Source organism: Pseudomonas sp. LF020 (assembly GCF_053456425.1).
Map to the genome: position 1 here is coordinate 21452 of NZ_JBRFIX010000005.1, position 18988 is coordinate 40439.

General features: G+C 61.2%; 15 protein-coding genes. 4 read left to right on the forward strand and 11 right to left on the reverse strand.

Annotated elements, in window-relative coordinates; genetic code table 11:
* Window positions 1-50 precede the first annotated feature (50 nt).
* The gene (locus tag ACU680_RS13360; protein ID WP_448179673.1) at window positions 51-902 is read left to right on the forward strand and encodes a CAP domain-containing protein; all 852 of its coding nucleotides are present in this window, start codon (window positions 51-53) and stop codon (window positions 900-902) included.
* Between the two features lie 54 nt (window positions 903-956).
* Here ACU680_RS13360 and ACU680_RS13365 read toward each other — a convergent pair whose 3' ends face one another.
* From ACU680_RS13365 to ACU680_RS13385, 5 genes are all read right to left on the reverse strand, one after another.
* Complete coding sequence (locus tag ACU680_RS13365; protein ID WP_123586824.1) at window positions 957-1289, reverse strand: DUF2790 domain-containing protein; 333 nt, start codon at window positions 1287-1289, stop codon at window positions 957-959.
* 79 nt (window positions 1290-1368) lie between these two features.
* A complete protein-coding gene (locus tag ACU680_RS13370) occupies window positions 1369-1572 on the reverse strand; it encodes a co-regulatory protein PtrA N-terminal domain-containing protein (RefSeq protein WP_367084133.1) in 204 nt (67 codons plus the stop codon).
* 476 nt (window positions 1573-2048) lie between these two features.
* Complete coding sequence (locus tag ACU680_RS13375) at window positions 2049-5198, reverse strand: CusA/CzcA family heavy metal efflux RND transporter (protein ID WP_448179674.1); 3150 nt, start codon at window positions 5196-5198, stop codon at window positions 2049-2051.
* A gap of 15 nt (window positions 5199-5213) precedes the next feature.
* Window positions 5214-6407: an efflux RND transporter periplasmic adaptor subunit gene (locus tag ACU680_RS13380; RefSeq protein ID WP_448179675.1), complete on the reverse strand. Its 1194-nt coding sequence runs from the start codon at window positions 6405-6407 to the stop codon at window positions 5214-5216.
* A 48-nt stretch (window positions 6408-6455) separates the two neighbouring features.
* Window positions 6456-7703: a TolC family protein gene (locus ACU680_RS13385; protein WP_448179676.1), complete on the reverse strand. Its 1248-nt coding sequence runs from the start codon at window positions 7701-7703 to the stop codon at window positions 6456-6458.
* A gap of 538 nt (window positions 7704-8241) precedes the next feature.
* On the opposite strand from ACU680_RS13385, the gene ACU680_RS13390 reads away from it, so the two are divergent.
* Window positions 8242-8916 carry a heavy metal response regulator transcription factor gene (locus tag ACU680_RS13390; protein WP_003223767.1) on the forward strand — a complete coding sequence of 225 codons (675 nt, stop codon included), beginning with the start codon at window positions 8242-8244 and terminating at the stop codon, window positions 8914-8916.
* The gene (locus tag ACU680_RS13395; RefSeq protein ID WP_448179677.1) at window positions 8913-10346 is read left to right on the forward strand and encodes a heavy metal sensor histidine kinase; all 1434 of its coding nucleotides are present in this window, start codon (window positions 8913-8915) and stop codon (window positions 10344-10346) included. Before ACU680_RS13390 ends, ACU680_RS13395 begins: the two co-directional genes overlap by 4 nt.
* A gap of 390 nt (window positions 10347-10736) precedes the next feature.
* On the opposite strand, the gene ACU680_RS13400 is transcribed toward ACU680_RS13395, so the two are convergent.
* The 6 genes from ACU680_RS13400 to ACU680_RS13425 are packed head-to-tail and all read right to left on the reverse strand — an operon-like array spanning window position 10737 to window position 16687.
* The gene (locus ACU680_RS13400; RefSeq protein ID WP_247842031.1) at window positions 10737-12479 is read right to left on the reverse strand and encodes an ABC transporter substrate-binding protein; all 1743 of its coding nucleotides are present in this window, start codon (window positions 12477-12479) and stop codon (window positions 10737-10739) included.
* A 47-nt stretch (window positions 12480-12526) separates the two neighbouring features.
* Entirely contained in the window at window positions 12527-12799 is a 273-nt protein-coding gene (locus ACU680_RS13405; protein ID WP_027614647.1) for a DUF2160 domain-containing protein, read from the reverse strand.
* Between the two features lie 10 nt (window positions 12800-12809).
* Complete coding sequence (locus tag ACU680_RS13410; RefSeq protein WP_007961997.1) at window positions 12810-13610, reverse strand: carbohydrate ABC transporter permease; 801 nt, start codon at window positions 13608-13610, stop codon at window positions 12810-12812.
* A gap of 10 nt (window positions 13611-13620) precedes the next feature.
* Window positions 13621-14487 (reverse strand): carbohydrate ABC transporter permease, encoded by an 867-nt coding sequence (locus ACU680_RS13415; protein ID WP_007961995.1) that lies wholly within the window; start codon window positions 14485-14487, stop codon window positions 13621-13623.
* Window positions 14484-15593, reverse strand: coding sequence for an ABC transporter ATP-binding protein (locus tag ACU680_RS13420; RefSeq protein WP_448179678.1), 1110 nt, complete (start codon window positions 15591-15593; stop codon window positions 14484-14486). Before ACU680_RS13420 ends, ACU680_RS13415 begins: the two co-directional genes overlap by 4 nt.
* Entirely contained in the window at window positions 15593-16687 is a 1095-nt protein-coding gene (locus ACU680_RS13425) for an ABC transporter ATP-binding protein (protein WP_448179679.1), read from the reverse strand. Before ACU680_RS13425 ends, ACU680_RS13420 begins: the two co-directional genes overlap by 1 nt.
* A 340-nt stretch (window positions 16688-17027) precedes the next feature.
* Between ACU680_RS13425 and ACU680_RS13430 the strand changes: the two genes are divergently transcribed.
* Window positions 17028-18875 carry a sigma-54-dependent Fis family transcriptional regulator gene (locus ACU680_RS13430; protein ID WP_448179680.1) on the forward strand — a complete coding sequence of 616 codons (1848 nt, stop codon included), beginning with the start codon at window positions 17028-17030 and terminating at the stop codon, window positions 18873-18875.
* Window positions 18876-18988: the final 113 nt, after the last annotated feature.

An 18988-nucleotide genomic window follows, 5' to 3' on the forward strand; every position in this document is an offset into this window, starting at 1 on the left:
CCGGGGGCCTTTCGCGCATCATGAACGCACTCAGCTCAAGGGAGATTTCCATGCGCTTCATGCCATCCGTTTTGCGTCTTGCCGCACTGTCCGTGGGGTTGGCCGTGGCCGCCTCGGCCATGGCTACCGACGAGTCGCAACTGATCGAGTCGATCAACGCCTACCGTAGCCAACCGCAGCGTTGCGGCAGCCAGGCGTCCAGTGAATTGCCACCGCTGTCGGCTGACCCACGGCTGAGACTGCCGGCCAGCGGTGCGGTCGATCTGCAACAGGCCATGGCCAGCGCCAGCTACCCGATGGTCAACGTGCAGGCGATCACCCTTAACGGCCCACGGGATGCGGCGTCGGCGATGAAGGCGATTCAGGAAAGTTTCTGTCAGGTGGTGCTGGATCCGCAGTTCGTCGATGTCGGTGTCAGCCGCGCCGATCGTGACTGGCGCATTGTGCTGGCGCGACCGTTGCTCTCGGCGAAGCTCGGCGATGCGCAGAGCGAAGGCCAGAAGTTGCTCGAACAACTCAACGCCGCCCGCGCCCAGCCGCGCCAGTGCGGCAGCCAGGCCTTTGCCGCTGCCGGGCCACTGGCGTGGAACGTGAGCCTGGGCACGATTTCCCAGGATCACAGCCGCGACATGGCCAACAACAACTACTTCGATCACAAGGACCGCGACGGCCGCACACCCGGTGACCGTGCCGAACTGGCCGGCTACAGCGGGCAACTGGTCGGCGAAAACATCGCCGCCGGGCAAGACACTGTGCGCAAGGTCGTCGACGGCTGGCTCGCCAGTCCCGGCCACTGCGCCAACCTGATGAACCCGCAATACAAGGAACTTGGCGCCGCCTACGCGACCGATCCGAAGAGCAGCGCCGGGATCTACTGGACGGCGATGTTTGGTGCGCAGTAATCCGCTAGCTGATGCACCACTCCTGCGACAGCGCCTGCAGGCATCAGGCGCTGGTCAGCCACCGCTATTGCGGCACACACCCGCCACGCTGTACTTGAGGGTATTGAGCTGCCCACGCGAATCTTCGTAAGTCATGGCCGTAGGCACCACCGAGCACGCTGGCTGCGGCTTCACCACGCTGACGATTTTCACCACATCCAGCTTCATTCCGTATTCGTATTCGGTCACCACCGGCGCCGCTTTGCCGCGTTCAGCCGCGTATTGCTCCATGGCTTTGGCGTTGGCACTGAACGCACGCTCGAAGGTGCGATCACCGCCGCCCTCGGCCAGTGCATTCACAGACAGCGCCATGACGCCAGCGAACACCATCGACTTAAGCATTTTCATCTCCACCTCCTTCCCGTCCAGGCTCAAAAAAGCCCGGCACCGATGCGCGATGACGGGCTTGTTTCAGGTTCACGCAGCGTTAAAGATCCTGGGTTTTCTGCGCTTTCTTTTCATTGACCACCACCGGGTTGGCAGCGGCTTTTTCCTTGGCCACGAACAGCTCCACGGCGCGATCATTGGCGCTCATCATCCGGTCGAACGTGCGGTCACCACCGCCTTCGGCCATGGCCAGGGACGACAGCATCAGAGCAGTTGCAAAGGCACTCAGTCGGGCGAATTTCATGGTTGATTCCTCGTTTAAGTAACTGACGGGATCAAGGTAACAAGGCGCACCTTTCGTGACGGTGGCGAGGGGATTACAGATTCGTAATGTGGCAAGTACGGCAGCCACACAGAACATGTCAGGCCTGAGAAATACCTTGTGGCGAGGGAGCTTGCTCCCGCTGGGGCGCGCAGCGGCCCTCGCTCTTCCTTTGAAAAAGCGCGGCCTGCTGCGCAGTCCAGCGGGAGCAAGCTCCCTCGCCACAGGGTTTGGGGTTGTTCTATTGGATAGGTGTGACGACCTCATCCCGGCGATGGGCGATCTGGTACAGCGCCGGCAAGATCAGCAACGTCATGTCAGGCCCGAGAAATACCTTGTGGCGAGGGAGCTTGCTCCCGCTGGGGCGCGTAGCGGCCCTCGCTCTTCCTTTGAAAAAGCGCGGCCTGCTGCGCAGTCCAGCGGGAGCAAGCTCCCTCGCCACAGGGTTTGGGGTTGTTCTATCGGCTAGGTGCAGTGTCCTCATCCCGGCGATGGGCGATCTGGTACAGCGCCGGCAAGATCAGCAATGTAAGAATCGTCGAGGACAGAATCCCGCCAATCACCACCGTCGCCAGCGGCCGCTGCACTTCGGCGCCGGTGCCCGTCGCCAGCGCCATCGGAATAAACCCCAGCGACGCCACCAGCGCGGTCATCAACACCGGTCGCAAGCGGGTCAGTGCACCGACGTTGATCGCCTCCGCCAGTGACCGTCCCTCCTCGCGCAGATTGCGAATAAACGCAATCATCACCAACCCGTTGAGCACCGCCACCCCGGACAACGCGATAAACCCCACGCCCGCCGAAATCGACAACGGAATATCTCGCAGCCACAGCGCCATCACCCCACCGGTCAACGCAAACGGAATCCCGGTAAACACCAGCAGCCCGTCCTTCAGATTGTTGAACATCATGAACAACAAGCCGAACACCAGCAGCAACGCCACCGGCACCACGATCTGCAAGCGCTTGGCCGCCGATTGCAGTTGCTCGAACTGCCCGCCCCAACTGGTCCAGTAACCGGCCGGCACCTGCACCTCGCGCTCGATCAGCGCACCCGCCTCGCTGACGAACGAGCCGATATCCCGCCCGCGCACGTTGGCGCTGACGATCACCAGACGCTTGCCGTTTTCGCGGCTGACCTGGTTCGGCCCCAGCACCAGGTCGAGGCTGGCGACGTCCTTCAGCGCGATAAAACCGATCTGATTCGCCGCACCGCTCAGCGCCGGCACCGGAATCAGCAACGCCGACAAACCGTCGATGTCCTTGCGCATCGCGTCGGATAAACGCACCACCATGTCGAAACGCCGATCGCCCTCGTACAAGGTGCCGGCCTGACGCCCGCCCACTGCGACGGCGATGGTGTCCTGCACATCGCCGACATTAAGGCCATAACGCGCCGCCTTGTCGCGATCAATGTTGATAGTCAGCACCGGCAACCCGGTGGTCTGCTCGACCTTCACTTCAGAGGCGCCGTTGACCTTCTGCATCGCCGCCGCGATCTTCGCCGCCGTGGCGTTGAGCACGTCCATGTCGTCGCCAAACACCTTGACCGCGACGTCACTGCGCACACCGGAGATCAGTTCGTTGAAGCGCAACTGGATCGGCTGCGACAGTTCATAGTTGCTGCCCGGCAGCGTCGCGGCGGCTTGTTGCAGCTCGGCCATCAGGGTTTCGCGGGACTTTTTCGGGTCGGGCCACTGTTCCTTCGGCTTAAGCATCACGTAGCTGTCGGAGATGTTCGGCGGCATCGGATCGGAGGCGATTTCCGCCGTGCCGGTGCGAGCGAACACCCGCTCGACTTCCGGCACTTTGTTGAGTATCAGGGTCTCCAGACGCTGCTGCATGTCCACCGATTGCGTCAGGCTGGTACCCGGCACACGCAGTGCTTGCAGAGCAAAATCACCCTCACTGAGGCTCGGCACAAACTCGCTGCCCATGCGGCTGGTGAGCACGCCACTGAATAGGATCACAGCCAGCGCCGCGCCTACCGCAACCGTGCGATGGGCCATGACCCACGCCAGCGCCGGTGCATACACCCGACGCGCACCGCGCATCACCGCGCCCTCTTCTTCCTTGACCTTGCCGGTGACGAACAGCGCAATCGCCGCCGGGACGAAGGTCACCGACAGCAGCATCGCACCGAGCAAAGCGATGACCACAGTGAACGCCATCGGGTGGAACATTTTCCCTTCAACACCGTTCAACGCGAAGATCGGCAGGTACACCACCATGATGATCAACTGGCCGAAAATCAGCGGTCGCCGCGCCTCTTTCGCCGCGGCGAAGACTTCCTTGAAACGCTCGGCACGGCTCAGCAAGCGGCCGTGATGCTGCTGCGCGTGAGCGAGGCGGCGCAGGGTGTTCTCGACGATCACCACCGCGCCGTCGACGATGATGCCGAAGTCCAGCGCGCCGAGGCTCATCAGGTTGGCGCTGACCTTGTTGCTGAACATGCCGGTGAAGGTGAACAGCATCGACAGCGGAATCACCATCGCCGTGATCAGCGCGGCGCGAATGTTGCCGAGGAACAGAAACAGAATCGCGATCACCAGAATCGCGCCTTCGACGAGGTTCTTTTTCACCGTGGCGATGGCTTTGTCGACCAGGTGCGTGCGGTCATACACCGGCACGGCGATCACGCCTGGCGGCAGGGATTTGTTGATCTGTTCGAGCTTGCTGGCGACTGCCTGTGAAACGGTGCGGCTGTTCTCGCCAATCAGCATGAACACCGTGCCGAGCACCACTTCGCGACCGTTTTCGGTGGCCGCGCCGCTGCGCAATTCGCGGCCGATTTCCACGCTGGCGACGTTCTTCACCCGGATCGGCGTGCCGTCGACATTGGCCATGACGATGTTGGCGATGTCTTCAGTGCTCGCCACTTGCCCCGGTGCGCGAATCAGCAACTGCTCACCGCTACGCTCGATGTAGCCGGCGCCGACGTTGGCGTTGTTGCGCTCCAGCGCGGTAACCAGATCGGTGAGGGTGAGCTTGTACGCGGCAAGGCGTTTCGGATCGGGCGCGATCTGATATTCCTTGGCAAACCCGCCGATGGTATTGATCTCCGCCACCCCCGGTACGTTGCGCAATTGCGGCTTGATGATCCAGTCCTGAATCACCCGCAGATCGGTCGGCGTATAGGCTGTACCGTCGTCCTTCAACGCACCGTCCTGCGCCTCGACCGTCCACAAAAAAATCTCGCCGAGGCCGGTGGAGATCGGCCCCATCACCGCTTCCGCGCCTTCGGGCAATTGCTCTTTGGCGATCTGCAGACGCTCGTTGACCAGTTGGCGGGCGAAGAACAGGTCGGTGCCGTCCTTGAAGATCACCGTGACCTGCGACAGCCCGGAGCGCGACAGCGAACGGGTCTGCTCCAGCGCCGGCAAGCCGGCCATCGCGGTTTCAATCGGGAAGGTGATGCGCTGCTCGGTTTCCAGCGGCGAGAACCCGGCGGCGCCGGTGTTGATCTGCACCTGGACATTGGTGATGTCGGGCAAGGCGTCGATCGGCAGTTTCTGGTAACTGGCGATGCCGAGGCCGGCCATGAGCAGAACGGCGAGCAGCACGATGATGCGCTGCTCGATGGCAAACTGGATCAGGCGTTCGAACATGGGGACCTTCCAGAATTAATGACTGTGCTCGGCTGAGGCTTTGCCCAGCTCCGACTTGAGGACGAAGCTGCCGGCGCTGGCGACTTGCACGCCCGGTTCCAGCCCTTGGATGACTTCCACGTGGCCGGCGGCACGGCTGCCCAGCTCCACCGCCTGCGCCTTGAAGCCGTCTTCGGTACGCACGAACACCGTGGGTTTGTCCTCGACGGTCTGGATCGCGGTTTCCGGCACGGCGACTTTGGCCAGGCGGCTCTCAGTGGCGACCCGCGCGGTGACGAACAGCCCCGGGCGCCACGAGCCCTGCGGGTTTTCCAGGGTCACGCGTACGGTCGCGGTGCGGGTCTGTTCGCCGAGCAGGCTGCCGACGTACGCCACGCTGCCGGTCACTTCGGCCTTTAACTCAGGCGCGCTGACAGTCACAGGTTTGCCCACCTGCACCTTGGTCAGATCCTTGGGTGAAACGCCGAACGTGACCCACACGCGGGACAAGTCCGAAAGGGTGAACGCGGCGGTGGTCTCATCGACCACCTCGCCCGGCGTCAGGTGTTTTTCCACCACCACGCCGTCGAATGGCGCGCGCAGTTCGTAGCGATTGCCGCCGGTGGCGACCACGCTGCCGCTGAGTACGCTGATTTTCTGCCGGGCGTTGTTCATGGCGATTTCCGCCTCTTCCAACGCTTGCTTGGCCTGGAGGAAATCCTGCTCGGCGGAGATCTTGTCCTGCCAGAGTTTTTTCTCGCGCTCGTAGGTGGTGCGCGCCAACGCCAAGCGCCGTTGTGCGGCGGCCTGTTCGCTGCGCTGATCGGAAATCTGCTGACTGGCGATCACCGCCAGCAACTGGCCCTTCTTCACCGCTTGCCCGAGGTTGACCGCCACCGACTCGACCACCCCCGGCACACGCGGTACGACGTGCGCCGTGCGGTCCTCGTCGAAGCGTACTTCGCCGGGGAACGACAGGCCCAGACTGATGCTCTGCGCCCGCGCCTCGGCCAGTTGAATGCCCGCTGCCGCGATCTGCTCGGCGTTCAATTCGATGTGGCCTTCTTCGGCATGTTCGCCTTCGGCGCCAGCGCCCTCCTCGGCGTGATCGGCATGTTCGGAAGCCTCATCGGCATGCGCGTCGAGATTTGAATTGGCCGGCCACATCGAACCGATGCCAATCCCCAGCGCCAAGGTCGCCACCGCGACCACCAGCAATTTTTTATCCATGGAAACTCCTCTGCGCCGTGCCATCGCGCAGTTGTCTGAAAGTGAAATTCAAGGGCCGACGCTGAGGTCGCCGAAGATCCGTTCGAGGCGCACGCGGGCGTCGGTCGCCTCGCTGACGGCCTGGATGTATTGGCTGCGCGCGGCGATCAGGGTGCGCTGAGCGTCGAGCACGTCGAGGAAGCCGAACTTGCCCATTTCGAAACCACGGGTGGCGCTGTCCACCGCACTTTGCGCAGCCGGCAGGATGGTTTGGTTGAACGCGTTGACTTCGCCGTTGGCGGTCTGCCATTGCTCGAGGCTGGTCTGGACTTCGGTGCGCAAACGCAGCTCGGTGGCGTTGCGCAGATCCCGCGCCTGATCGGTGCGCCGTGCAGCGGCGAGCACGTTGCCCTGATTGCGGTTGAACAACGGAATCGGCATCGACAGCCCGACCACGTTGACCCGCTCGCGCTCGGTTTCGCTGTACTGGCTGCCGATGCTCACGGTCAGGTCGGGAATGCGCTGGGACTTTTCCAGGCCCAGCGATGCTTCGCGCTGATCGATCTGCAGCTTCGCCAGACGCAGCTCGGCAGTCTGGTTCAGACGCTCGAGCAAACGGCCGGGCGGCGGCAGCGTGGCGAGGTTTGGCGTGGCGGCTTGGACGTTGGTCGAGGTCGGTAACGGCGCGCCCATGACTTGCGCCAGTTGCTGATAGGCGTTGGCCTGATCGCGCTCGGCGCGACTCACCTCCAGGCGCACTTCGGAGAGCTGCACCTGTGCTCGCGTGCCTTCGACCGGCGACGATTTACCGGCCTCGATCCGCCCCTGAGCAACGCGCACACCGTGCTCGGCCAGTTGCAGCGACTGGCGCGCCAGCTGCAAGCGTTGCTGCGCGGTTTGCGCGCTGTTGAACGCTTGAACCACATCGGCGCGCAAGGCGTTGCGCTTGCGCTCCAGCTCGATGCTGGCGGCGTCCTGCGCGCGGCTGGCGACATCGATGCGCGCGCCGCGTTTGCCGCCCAGTTCAATCGGCTGGCTGAGCATGAGCGTGGTGGTGCGCGAGTCGCGTCGGGTGTCTTCGGCTTCCCACGACACCGCGGGATTGGGGATCAGCCCGGCCTGCTGACGATCGCCCTCGGCAATGCCGATTTCCCATTGCGCGGCGGCGAGATCGGGGTTGCCGGCGAAGGCACTTTGCAGCGCCTGATCCAGGGTCAGGGTCGATGCGCTGGCAAGGCTGCTGCACGCCAGCAACAAGAGGCCGCTGGCGGTTTTGTTCAGGCGTGATCGCGCCGTCAGTTCAATTACACCGGGCAATGGGGGACTTCCTTTAATTCAGGATTTTTCGATGCCGCCACGTTAGGGTTTTGAACTTATCGACAAGGTGACTGGAACATTACAAATCCGTTATCCACGGTTCAGCAAAGTTGTTTTGTTCTAGGATGCGAAGTGCAAATGGAGTTTTCGAAATACATCGAAACAAAAACACGGTAGTTATCTGCTGAACAGCACTTGTCGGAATCAAACTTACGAGAATCCTGTGTTCCGCGCTGCGGCGGACTGTCGCACAGCCCCGGTTTAAAGCATCGGGTTGTTGACCCTGTAGCCGCTACAACCTTTATCGTCACGGACATCCCCTCACCCCAGCCCTCTCCCGGGGGGAGAGGGAGCCGACCGAAGTGTCTCGCGTTATTTATCGACCTGTTACATCAAGTCGATTATGGATTCAGTAAAGTTTTTTCACGTTGGCGTAGCTCTGAAATATCCCGCATTCAGTCCCCTCTCCCTCGGGGAGAGGGTTAGGGTGAGGGGTTGCCTTAATTAAATATCCATTAAATAAAAGTGGTGATAGATCATGCGAATCCTTGTCGTCGAGGACGAGCTTAAAGCTGCCGAATACTTGCATCAGGGTTTGACCGAAAGTGGTTATATCGTTGACCACGCCGCCACCGGTGCCGATGGATTGCATCTGGCGCAACAGCAGGCCTATGACCTGATCATTCTCGACGTGAATTTGCCGGAGCTGGACGGCTGGGGCGTGCTGGAACAACTGCGCCGCACCCATTCGACGCGGGTGATGATGCTCACTGCGCGCGGGCGGCTGGCGGACAAGATTCGCGGTCTGGATCTGGGCGCGGACGACTATCTGGTCAAACCGTTCGAGTTTCCCGAATTGCTGGCGCGGGTCCGCACCTTGATGCGCCGCAGCGAAAACATTCCAGTGCCGCAGGTGTTGAAAGTCGCTGATCTGGAGCTTGATCCGGGCCGGCATCGGGCGTTTCGTGGCGAGCAGCGCATCGACCTGACCACCAAGGAATTCGCCCTGCTGCACTTGCTGATGCGCCAGTCCGGCGAGGTGCTGACCCGTACGCAGATCATCTCGCTGGTATGGGACATGAATTTCGACTGCGACACCAACGTGGTCGAAGTGTCGATCCGCCGTTTGCGGGCGAAGATCGATGATCCGTTCGACAACAAGCTGATCCACACCCTGCGCGGTGTCGGCTACGTGCTGGAGGCCCGGGAATGAAGCCCGCCAGCCTGTCGATGCGCCTCGGTTTGACGGTAAGTATTCTCGGCGCGCTGTTGGTGGTGTTTCTGGCGATCCTCGCCTATTTCGCCCTGACCCATGAGCTGAATGCGCTGTCGCGCGACAGCCTGGAAAAGAAGATGGCGCAGGTGGAACACAGCCTGTCGCTGTACGTCGACGCCAACGAAGTCAGTGGCAAGCCGCACATTCTGCTCGATCAGGTCATGGGCCATGACAACCTGACGCTGACGATTTACGACCGTTCGAACCTGCGTTCGCCGCTGCTCAAATCCGGCTCAGGGCTGAAGGATCCGCGCGCCGAATTGCGTGCGGTGCGAGGCACTACCGAGCAGTTGGCCTATAGCGACAGCAGCGATGACGAGGGCGCGAAGTTCCTTACCGCGTCGAAATTGATTCGGCTCAAGGACGGCAGCAGCGTGCCGGTGCTGCTGTCGATGGACAACGCGCATGATCAAGCCTTGCTCAGCGCCTATCTGCGTTCGACGCTGATCGCCCTGCCGTTGCTGCTGGTATTCATTGGTCTGACAGCGTGGGGCGCGGTGCAGCGCGGACTGGCGCCGCTGCGCGAGTTTCGCAAAGTGGCGGCGATGGTCTCGACCCAGGATCTGGAGCATCGGCTGTCGGTGGTGAACATGCCGCAGGAGTTGAGCGAACTGGCGCAGGGCATCAACTTCATGCTGCATCGGCTGGATGCCGGGGTGCAGCAGTTGTCGCAGTTCTCCGATGATCTCGCGCATGAGCTGCGCACGCCGATCAACAACCTGATGGGCAAGGCCCAGGTGACGCTGTCTCGCGAGCGCACGAGTGGGGAATACCAGGACGTGCTGGTGTCGTGTACCGAGGAGCTGGAGCGCGTGGCGCGGATTGTTTCCGACATGCTGTTTCTCGCGCAGGTCAGTCATCCGTCGGCACTGGCGCCGTTTGAATCGGTGGCGCTGGAGGTTGAAGCGGCGAAAGTGGCGGAGATGTTTTCGTTGTCGGCGCAGGACAAGCAGATTCACTTGAACGTTGTTGGCAGCGCATCGGTGTTGGGTGATCGGCTGATGATTCAGCGGGCGATTTCCAATCTGCTGTCCAACGCGCTGCGCCACTGCCCGAACGGCAAAACCATCACCTTGCTGATCGAGCAAGGCGCGACGCAGGCGTCACTGCTGGTGAGCAATCCCGGCGCCGGCATCGAGGCGCAACACCTGCCGCACCTGTTCGACCGCTTCTACCGCGTCGACAGCGCCCGTTCGCGCTCGCAGGGCAGCACCGGGCTGGGGCTGGCGATCGTGCGCTCGATCATGAGCCTGCATCAGGGGGTAGCGGAGGTGAAGAGCTTGCCAGGTGTCATGACCGTATTCCGCCTCGGTTTTCCTGCGGTGACACCCATGGCCCCATCGCTTGCAGGCAAGCGCCCACAGTGAATCGCGGTGAACCCGAATTTTGATGGCAATACAAAACCTGTGGGAGCTGGCTTGCCAGCGATGACGGCGGCTCAGTCACATTTTTGTTGTCTGACACTCCGCTATCGCGAGCAGGCTCACTCCTACAGTGAATCGCGGTGAACCCGAATTTTGATGGCAATACAAAACCTGTGGGAGCTTGCCTGCAAGCGATGGCGGCAGGTCAGTCACATCCTTGTTATTTGACACACCGCTATCGCTGGCAAGCCAGCTCCCACAAGAGTTTGTGGTGTACCCAGATTGTGTGAGCAACACAGAACCCTGTGGGAGCGAGCTTGCTCGCGAAAGCGGTGGATCGGGCAACAAAAAAAACGGCACCTTGCGGTGCCGTTCGTTTTTCACGGTTCAGACTTACTTACGCGCATCCGCCCACGATTTCAGCAGCTCGTTGTAGCTCACGGTCTCGCCCTTCGGCTTCTCGTTGGCCAGTTTCGGTTTCGGTGCGCCCGGTTGATCAAACCAGTATTGCGCGTCGCGTTCCGGGTTCATTTTCGGGGCGCATACCGCTTGGGCCTTGGAGCGTTCGAGGCGGGTCATGATCGCGTCCTGATCCTTGGCCAGGCCGTCCAGCGCCTGTTGCGGAGTCTTCTCGCCGCTGGCCGCTTCGGCGATGTGACTCCACCACAGCTGCGCCAGGCGCGGATAGTCCGGCACGTTGGTGCCGGTCGGGGTCCATTGCACGCGGGCCGGGCTGCGGTAGAACTCGACCAGGCCACCGAGTTTTGGCGCCAGATCGGTCATCGCCTGCGAGTTGATGTCCGACTCGCGAATCGGCGTCAGGCCGACGATGGTTTTCTTCAGCGATACGGTTTTCGAGGTGACGAATTGCGCGTACAGCCACGCCGCGAGCTTCTGTTTCTCAGGCGTGGATTTCATGAACGTCCACGAACCCACGTCCTGATACCCGAGCTTCATGCCCTCCTCCCAATACGGCCCGCGCGGCGACGGCGCCATGCGCCATTTCGGCGTACCGTCGGCGTTGACCACCGGCAGACCGGGTTTGGTCATGTCGGCGGTGAACGCGGTGTACCAGAAGATCTGCTGAGCGATGTTGCCCTGCGACGGCACCGGCCCCGACTCGGAGAAGGTCATGCCCGCCGCTTCCGGTGGCGCGTAGGCCTTGAGCCAGTCGACGTATTTCTGCGTGGCGAACACCGCCGCCGGGCCGTTGGTGTCGCCGCCGCGGGTCACGCTGGAACCGACCGGATGGCAGTCCTCGACGCGAATCCCCCACTCGTCCACCGGCAAGCCGTTAGGCAAACCCTTGTCGCCGCCCCCGGCCATGGAGAACCAAGCATCGGTGAAACGCCAACCCAGCGACGGGTCTTTCTTGCCGTAATCCATGTGCCCGTAGACGCGCTTGCCGTCGATTTCCTTGACGTCTTCGCTGAAGAATTTGGCGATGTCTTCATAGGCCGACCAGTTCACCGGCACGCCCAATTCGTAGCCGTACTTTTCCTTGAATTTGGCTTTCAGATCGGCGCGTTCGAACCAGTCGGCGCGGAACCAGTACAGGTTGGCGAACTGCTGGTCGGGCAGTTGATAGATCTTGCCGTCCGGCGCGGTGGTGAACGAGATGCCGATAAAGTCCTTGATGTCGAGGGTCGGCGAGGTGAAGTTCTTGCCTTCATTGGCCATCAGGTCGGTGATCGATTCAGTCTTGCCGTAGCGAAAGTGCGTACCGATCAGGTCCGAGTCGTTGACCCAGCCGTCGTAGATGTTCTTGTCCGACTGCATCACCGTCTGCATTTTTTCCACCACGTCGCCTTCTTGCAGCAGGTCGTGGGTGAGCTTGATCCCGGTGATCTCGGTGAAGGCCTTGGCCAGCACCTTGGACTCGTATTCGTGGGTGGTCAGGGTCTCGGAAACCACTTTGATTTCCATGCCGCGAAACGGCTCGGCGGCCTTGATGAACCACTTCAATTCTTCGAGCTGCTGATCCGCCGTCAGGGTCGACGGCTTGAACTCGCTGCCGATCCATTTTTTCGCCGCATCTTCGTAGGCATCGGCCCAGGCAGATGCGCTCAAACCGCTGAGTGCCAGCAGGGCTGCCAATGAAATGCTATGTCGCAGCTTATTGTTTTTATCGAACATAGAGACCTCCAGTTAGAGTTTCGGAGCACGATTGCCGAGCGACTCGACTAGCCCCAGCGCATCACAACCAACAGCCACACCAGAGACAGCGCGGACGCTACCCAGATGCTCCAGTCGGTGACGCCGATTACCAGCAGATGCAGGTAGGCGCTGCCGAGAAGACCGATAAACAAGCGATCGCCACGGGTGGTGGCAATCGGCAGAAAACCGCGCCGCAGGATGCTCGGCGAGCGCAATTCCCAGGTGGTCATGCCCACCAGCAACAGGCCGATGGCGATAAAGAACCCCGCCGTGGGGGTGGTCCAGCTCATCCATTCCATCATGCGTTCCTCAGACCCGACCCAGAGCAAAGCCCTTGGCCACGTGGTTGCGAACAAACCAGATCACCAGCATGCCCGGCAGGATGGTCAACACCCCCGCCGCCGCCAGCACGCCCCAGTCGATGCCCGAGGCCGACACGGTGCGCGTCATCACCGCGGCAATCGGCTTGGCATTCACCGAGGTCAGCGTGCGCGCCAGCAGCAGTTCGACCCAGGAAAACATGAAGCAGAAAAACGCCGTGACGCCGATGCCGGAGCCGATCAGCGGGATGAAAATCTTCACGAAGAACTTGGGAAAGCTGTAGCCGTCGATGTACGCGGTTTCGTCGATTTCCTTGGGCACCCCGGACATGAAGCCTTCAAGAATCCACACCGCCAGCGGCACGTTGAACAGGCAGTGCGCCAAGGCCACGGCGATGTGCGTATCGAACAGTCCGATCGACGAATAGAGCTGGAAGAACGGCAGCAGAAACACCGCCGGCGGCGCCATGCGGTTGGTCAGCAGCCAGAAGAACAGGTGCTTGTCGCCAAGGAAGCGATAGCGCGAAAACGCATACGCCGCTGGCAGCGCCACACTCAGCGAGATCACCGTGTTCAGGCTGACGTAATACAGTGAATTGAGATAACCGGTGTACCAGCTCGGGTCGGTGAAGATCACCTTGTAGTTGTGCCAGGTGAATTCCTGCGGAAACAGCGTCAGTCCGCCGAGGATTTCGGTGTTGCTCTTGAACGACATGTTCAGCAGCCAGTAGATCGGCACCAGCAGGAACAGGATGTAGATCAGCAGCGGAATCAGCTTTCTTTTGCTCATGGCCGGGCCCTCAGCGGTTGGCGTCGGAATGGGTCATGGCGGTGTAGAACAGCCACGAGACCAGCAGGATGATCAGGAAGTACACCAGCGAAAACGCCGCTGCCGGCCCCAGATCGAATTGACCGACCGCCATCTGGGTCAAGGTCTGACTCAAGAAGGTCGTGGCATTGCCCGGCCCGCCGCCGGTGAGCACGAACGGCTCGGTGTAGATCATGAAGCTGTCCATGAAGCGCAGCATCACCGCGATCAGCAACACGCTTTTCAACTTCGGCAACTGAATATGGCGGAACACTGCCCACGCCGAGGCGCGGTCGATCCGCGCCGCCTGGTAATACACGTCGGGAATCGCCCGCAGCCCGGAGAAACACAGCAGCGCCACCAGCGAAGTCCAGTGCCAGACGTCCATCACCAGCACCGTGACCCAGGCGTCCATGGTGTTGGCCGCGTAGTTGTAGCTGATACCCAGTGCATTCAGGCTCGAGCCGAGCAAACCAATATCGGCGCGGCCGAAGATCTGCCAGATGGTGCCGACCACGTTCCACGGGATCAGCAGCGGAATCGCCAGAATGATCAGCACCACCGACGACCAGCGGCCCTTGGTCGGCATGGTCAGGGCGACGGCGATACCCAACGGAATTTCGATCAACAGCACGCAGGCCGAGTAGATGAACTGGCGTAGCAGCGAGTCATGCAGACGCGGATCGAGCAGCACCTGTTTGTACCAGTCGGCGCCGACGAAGTAGCGGCTGGACTGGTCGAAAATGTCCTGCACCGAATAGTTGACCACGGTCATCATCGGGATCACTGCGCTGAACGCCACCAGCAGAAACACCGGCAACACCAGCCACCAGGCCTTGTTGTTCTGCACCTTGTTCATGGCTGCACCTCGTCGTCGGCTTCAAGCAGAAACTCATCGGCATAGACCATCAGCCACTGTGCCGGAAAACTGATGTACGCCGTGCCCTGCGGCACCGGTTTGTCTTCGGCCAGACGCACCTTGAGCGGCGCGCCGTCGAGGTCGAGGGTGAGGATCTTGTAGGTGCCGAGGTCTTCGACGTGGACCACCCGCGCCTGCATCGCCTCGTCAAACGGCTCGTCCCAGACATGGATGAACTCGGGGCGGATGCCGACCTTCAGATTTTTCCACTGACCGTGTTCGATATGCCGTTGCAAAGCGTCGGACAACGGCAAGTGCGTCGAGGCGAAACCGACCCCACCCGGCTGCGGCTGCACCTCGATCAGGTTCATCCCCGGGCTGCCGATGAAGTAGCCGACGAAGGTGTGACTCGGCCGCTCGAACAACTCCCGTGGCGTACCGAACTGCACGATCTGCCCGCCGTACATCACCGCGATCTTGTCGGCGAAGGTCGAAGCTTCGAGCTGATCGTGGGTGACGTAGACCATGGTGATGTTGAACTGCTCGTGGATCTGCTTGAGCTTGCGTCGCAGTTTCCACTTCAGGTGCGGGTCGATCACCGTCAGCGGTTCGTCGAAGAGGATCGCCGAGACGTCGTCACGCACCAGACCACGGCCCATGGAGACTTTCTGTTTTTCGTCAGCGGTGAGGTTACGCGCCTTCTTGCTCAGCAGATTTTGCAGGTCGAGGACTTCGGCGATTTCCTGCACCTTGCTGTGCACTTTCGCCTCGTCCATGCCCTGATTGCGCAGGGGGAAGGCCAGGTTGTCGAACACGGTCATGGTGTCGTAGACCACCGGGAACTGGAACACCTGAGCGATGTTGCGCTTCTCCGGGGTCAGATCGTTGACCGCTTTGCCGTCGAACAGCACATGCCCTTGCGAGGGGCTGAGCAGGCCGGAAATGATGTTGAGCAAGGTCGATTTGCCGCAACCCGAAGGGCCGAGCAAGGCATAGGCGCCGCCCTGTTCCCAGATGTGGTCCATCTCGCGGATCGCGTAATCGTCAGGCCCGCTCGGGGTTTTGCTGTAGCTGTGGGCGAGGTGCTGCAAACGGATTTCGGCCATCAGGCAACCCTCGCGACACGCCGGCCCGGTGCCTGCACCAGACGGCCCTGCGCATCGAACACGAACAGTTTGTGGGTCGGGATGTAGATGCGGATCGGCGCATCGACGTCGTATTCGTGAACCCCCGGCAGGTGCAGCACCAGCAGGAAATGCTCGTTGCGCACGTGCAGGAAGGTTTCCGAGCCGCTGATCTCCGCCACTTCGACGGTGACCGCCAGTTCCAGATCGTCATCGTTGCTCGGCACCAGCGAGATATGGCTGGGACGCACGCCAAAGCGGAACTCGCCCTCACCCACCGGGCGCAGGTCGACGTTCAACGGGAAGTGCACGAAGTTGGCGAAGCTGACTTCGTTGCCGGCAATACGCCCCGGCATCAGGTTGATCGGCGGTTCGGAGAACAACTCTGCCGCCAGCACCGTTTGCGGCTGGTGGTAAACCGAGGTCGACGGGCCGCTCTGGATCACCCGGCCCTCGTGCAGGATCGTCGTAGTGCCGCCCAGCGCCAAGGCTTCGTTGGGTTCGGTGGTGGCGTAGATCGCGATGGTGTGGCGCAGCTTGAACAGCTCGCGCATTTCCTGACGCAGTTCTTCGCGCAGCTTGTAATCGAGGTTGACCAGCGGCTCGTCGAACAGGATCAGCTCGGCATCCTTGACCAGCGCCCGGGCCATCGCCGTGCGCTGCTGCTGGCCGCCGGACAGCTCCAGCGGATAGCGCTGCAGAAACTTCTCGATGCGCAGCATCTTCGCGGTTTCCTGCACCTTGCTGTGGATGATGTCCTTGGCAACACCGGCCTGCCGCAGCGGCGAGGCGATGTTCTCGAACACGGTCATGGTCGGGTAATTGATGAACTGCTGATAAACCATCGACACGTTGCGCAGGCGCACCGGGCGCTGGGTGACGTCGACGCCGTTCATCAGGACGCGGCCGCTGTCGGGCTTGTCCAGACCGGCCATCAGGCGCATCAGGCTGGTCTTGCCGGACAGCGTGCGGCCGAGCAGAACGTTGAAGGATCCGGGTTCGAATGTCAGGCAGGCATCGTCGATCCAGGTCTGGCCCTCGACGGTGCGGCTGACGTGCTCCAGGGTGAGTGACATGGCTCGGCCTTTTTTATTATTGGAGTCAAGCGACCTGTGCAGCAGAGCGACATTCGTGCCAGAAGTGGCAAGTGGTTGATTTGTCGTGAAAAGGCCTGAAAACGCGAGGAATGAGCGTTCATTGCTGAACACATTTGAACAGTTGGGCGATTGACAATGAACAATAGTGAACAACACTCTATGAACTGTTCACGCACCCTGTAGGAGCTGCCGCAGGCTGCGATCTTTTGACTTTTGTTTTTTAAAACAAGATCAAAAGATCGCAGCCTGCGGCAGCTCCTACAGGGGAAATGTGTGGGTCATAACAATAATAAAGACGCTGCATCAGAGGCCCACCACCATGGCCGCACCTGCCCCGCCGCTGTCCCATGACGCGATCGTCCAGAATTCCTGGCAACGTTGCCGCGCCTTCGGTCTCAACCATCAGAGCGCTCCGGCCTTCGATCAATTGCCCGCCGCCGGCATCGCGCAGTTGCTCGACCGGCACCACGCACTGGTGCAGACCACCCATCAGGAAGTGCTGCCGTATTACGAGAACATCCTGAGCAACTCCAACTGCCTGATCATGCTCGCCGACCATCAGGGCCAGGTGCTGACATCCTGGGGCACCCAGCGTTTTATCGAGCCGAACCTGGCTCGGGGTTTTCGCGCCGGGGCGAGCTGGATGGAACGCTGCAGCGGCACCAATGCGATCGGCACCGCGCTGGCCTGCGAACAAGCGGTGCACATCGAGCACGATGAGCACTTCCTCAAGGCCAACCGCTTCATGACCGGTTCCGCCGCGCCGATTTTCGATGCCGAGCGTAAGGTCATCGCCGTGCTCGACGTGTCCAGCGACAGCTATCTGCCGCCCTCGCACACGCTGGGCATGGTCAAGATGATGAGCCAGACCGTGGAGAACCGGCTGATCCTCAACCTGTTCCACGGCCAGCACTTTCAACTGACCTTCAACACCGGGTTGAACAACCTCGACAGTCAGTGGGCGGGGCTGCTGATTTTTGATGAGAGCGGTCAGGTGCTGTCGGCCAATCGCCGGGCGGACAATCTGCTCGGCGTGCGCCTGTCGCGGGTCAGTGTCGAAAGCCTGTTCAACGTGTCGCTGCTGGAACTGATGAACCAGCCCGACGGCTTGCCGTTCGCCCTGCAGACCTCGGGGCGCAACCGTTTTCAGTGTTTGCTGAAGCGGCCGAAACAAGTGCCTATTCAGCCAAGGGTATTTGCCGAACCCAAGCCCACCGCAGCGCCGCTCAAAGTCCCGGGTACGATCAGCCTCAACTCCCTGCACTTTGGCGACAGCCGCGTCGAGAAAGCCGTGCGCCAGGCCGAACGCCTGCTGGAAAAAGACATCCCGCTGCTGATCCACGGCGAAACCGGGGTCGGCAAGGAAGTCTTCGTCAAAGCCCTGCATCAGGCCAGTTCGCGCAGCAAACAGGCGTTCATCGCCGTCAACTGCGCGGCGATCCCTGCCGAACTGGTGGAGTCAGAACTGTTCGGCTATGAGAAAGGCGCGTTCACCGGCGCCAACCAGAAAGGCAGCATCGGCCTGATCCGCAAAGCGGACAAAGGCACGCTGTTTCTCGATGAAATCGGCGACATGCCGCTGCCGACTCAGGCGCGGTTGTTGCGGGTGTTGCAGGAGCGCTGCGTGCAACCGGTGGGCAGCAGCGAGTTGTTTGCGGTGGATCTGCGGATCATTTCGGCGACCAACCGCTCTTTACGCGAGCAAGTGCAATTGGGCCGGTTTCGCGAAGACCTGTATTACCGCATCGGCGGTCTGACCCTGGAGTTGCCGCCGCTGCGCGAGCGCAGTGATAAAGAAGCGCTGTTCAAGCGCTTGTGGGAGCAGCATCGTGAACCGACGCAATGGGCCGGACTCAGCCGCGAAGTGCTGGAGTTGTTCGAGCGGCATCCATGGCCGGGCAATCTGCGCCAAGTCAGCAGCGTGATGCAGGTGGCGCTGGCGATGGCCGAGGAACAACCGGTGCGGCCGGAGCATCTGCCGGATGATTTTTTTGTCGATCTGGAAATGGAGCCGGTAGAGAGCGTGCAGCCGCTGGGGCTGGATCTGAATGATGTGGAGGCATTGAACCGGGAGTTGAAAGCAGCCGGGGGCAATATTTCGCATCTGGCGCGCAGACTTGGGGTGAGTCGCAATACCCTCTACAAGCGTTTGCGCCAGGCTGAATGAATCGTTGCCTGGGCGAACCTCATCGCTGGCAAGCCAGCTCCCACAGGGTTTCGGGTTGTACGCAACAAGGGTGAACCACAAATAAACTTGTGGGAGCGGGCTTGCCCGCGATG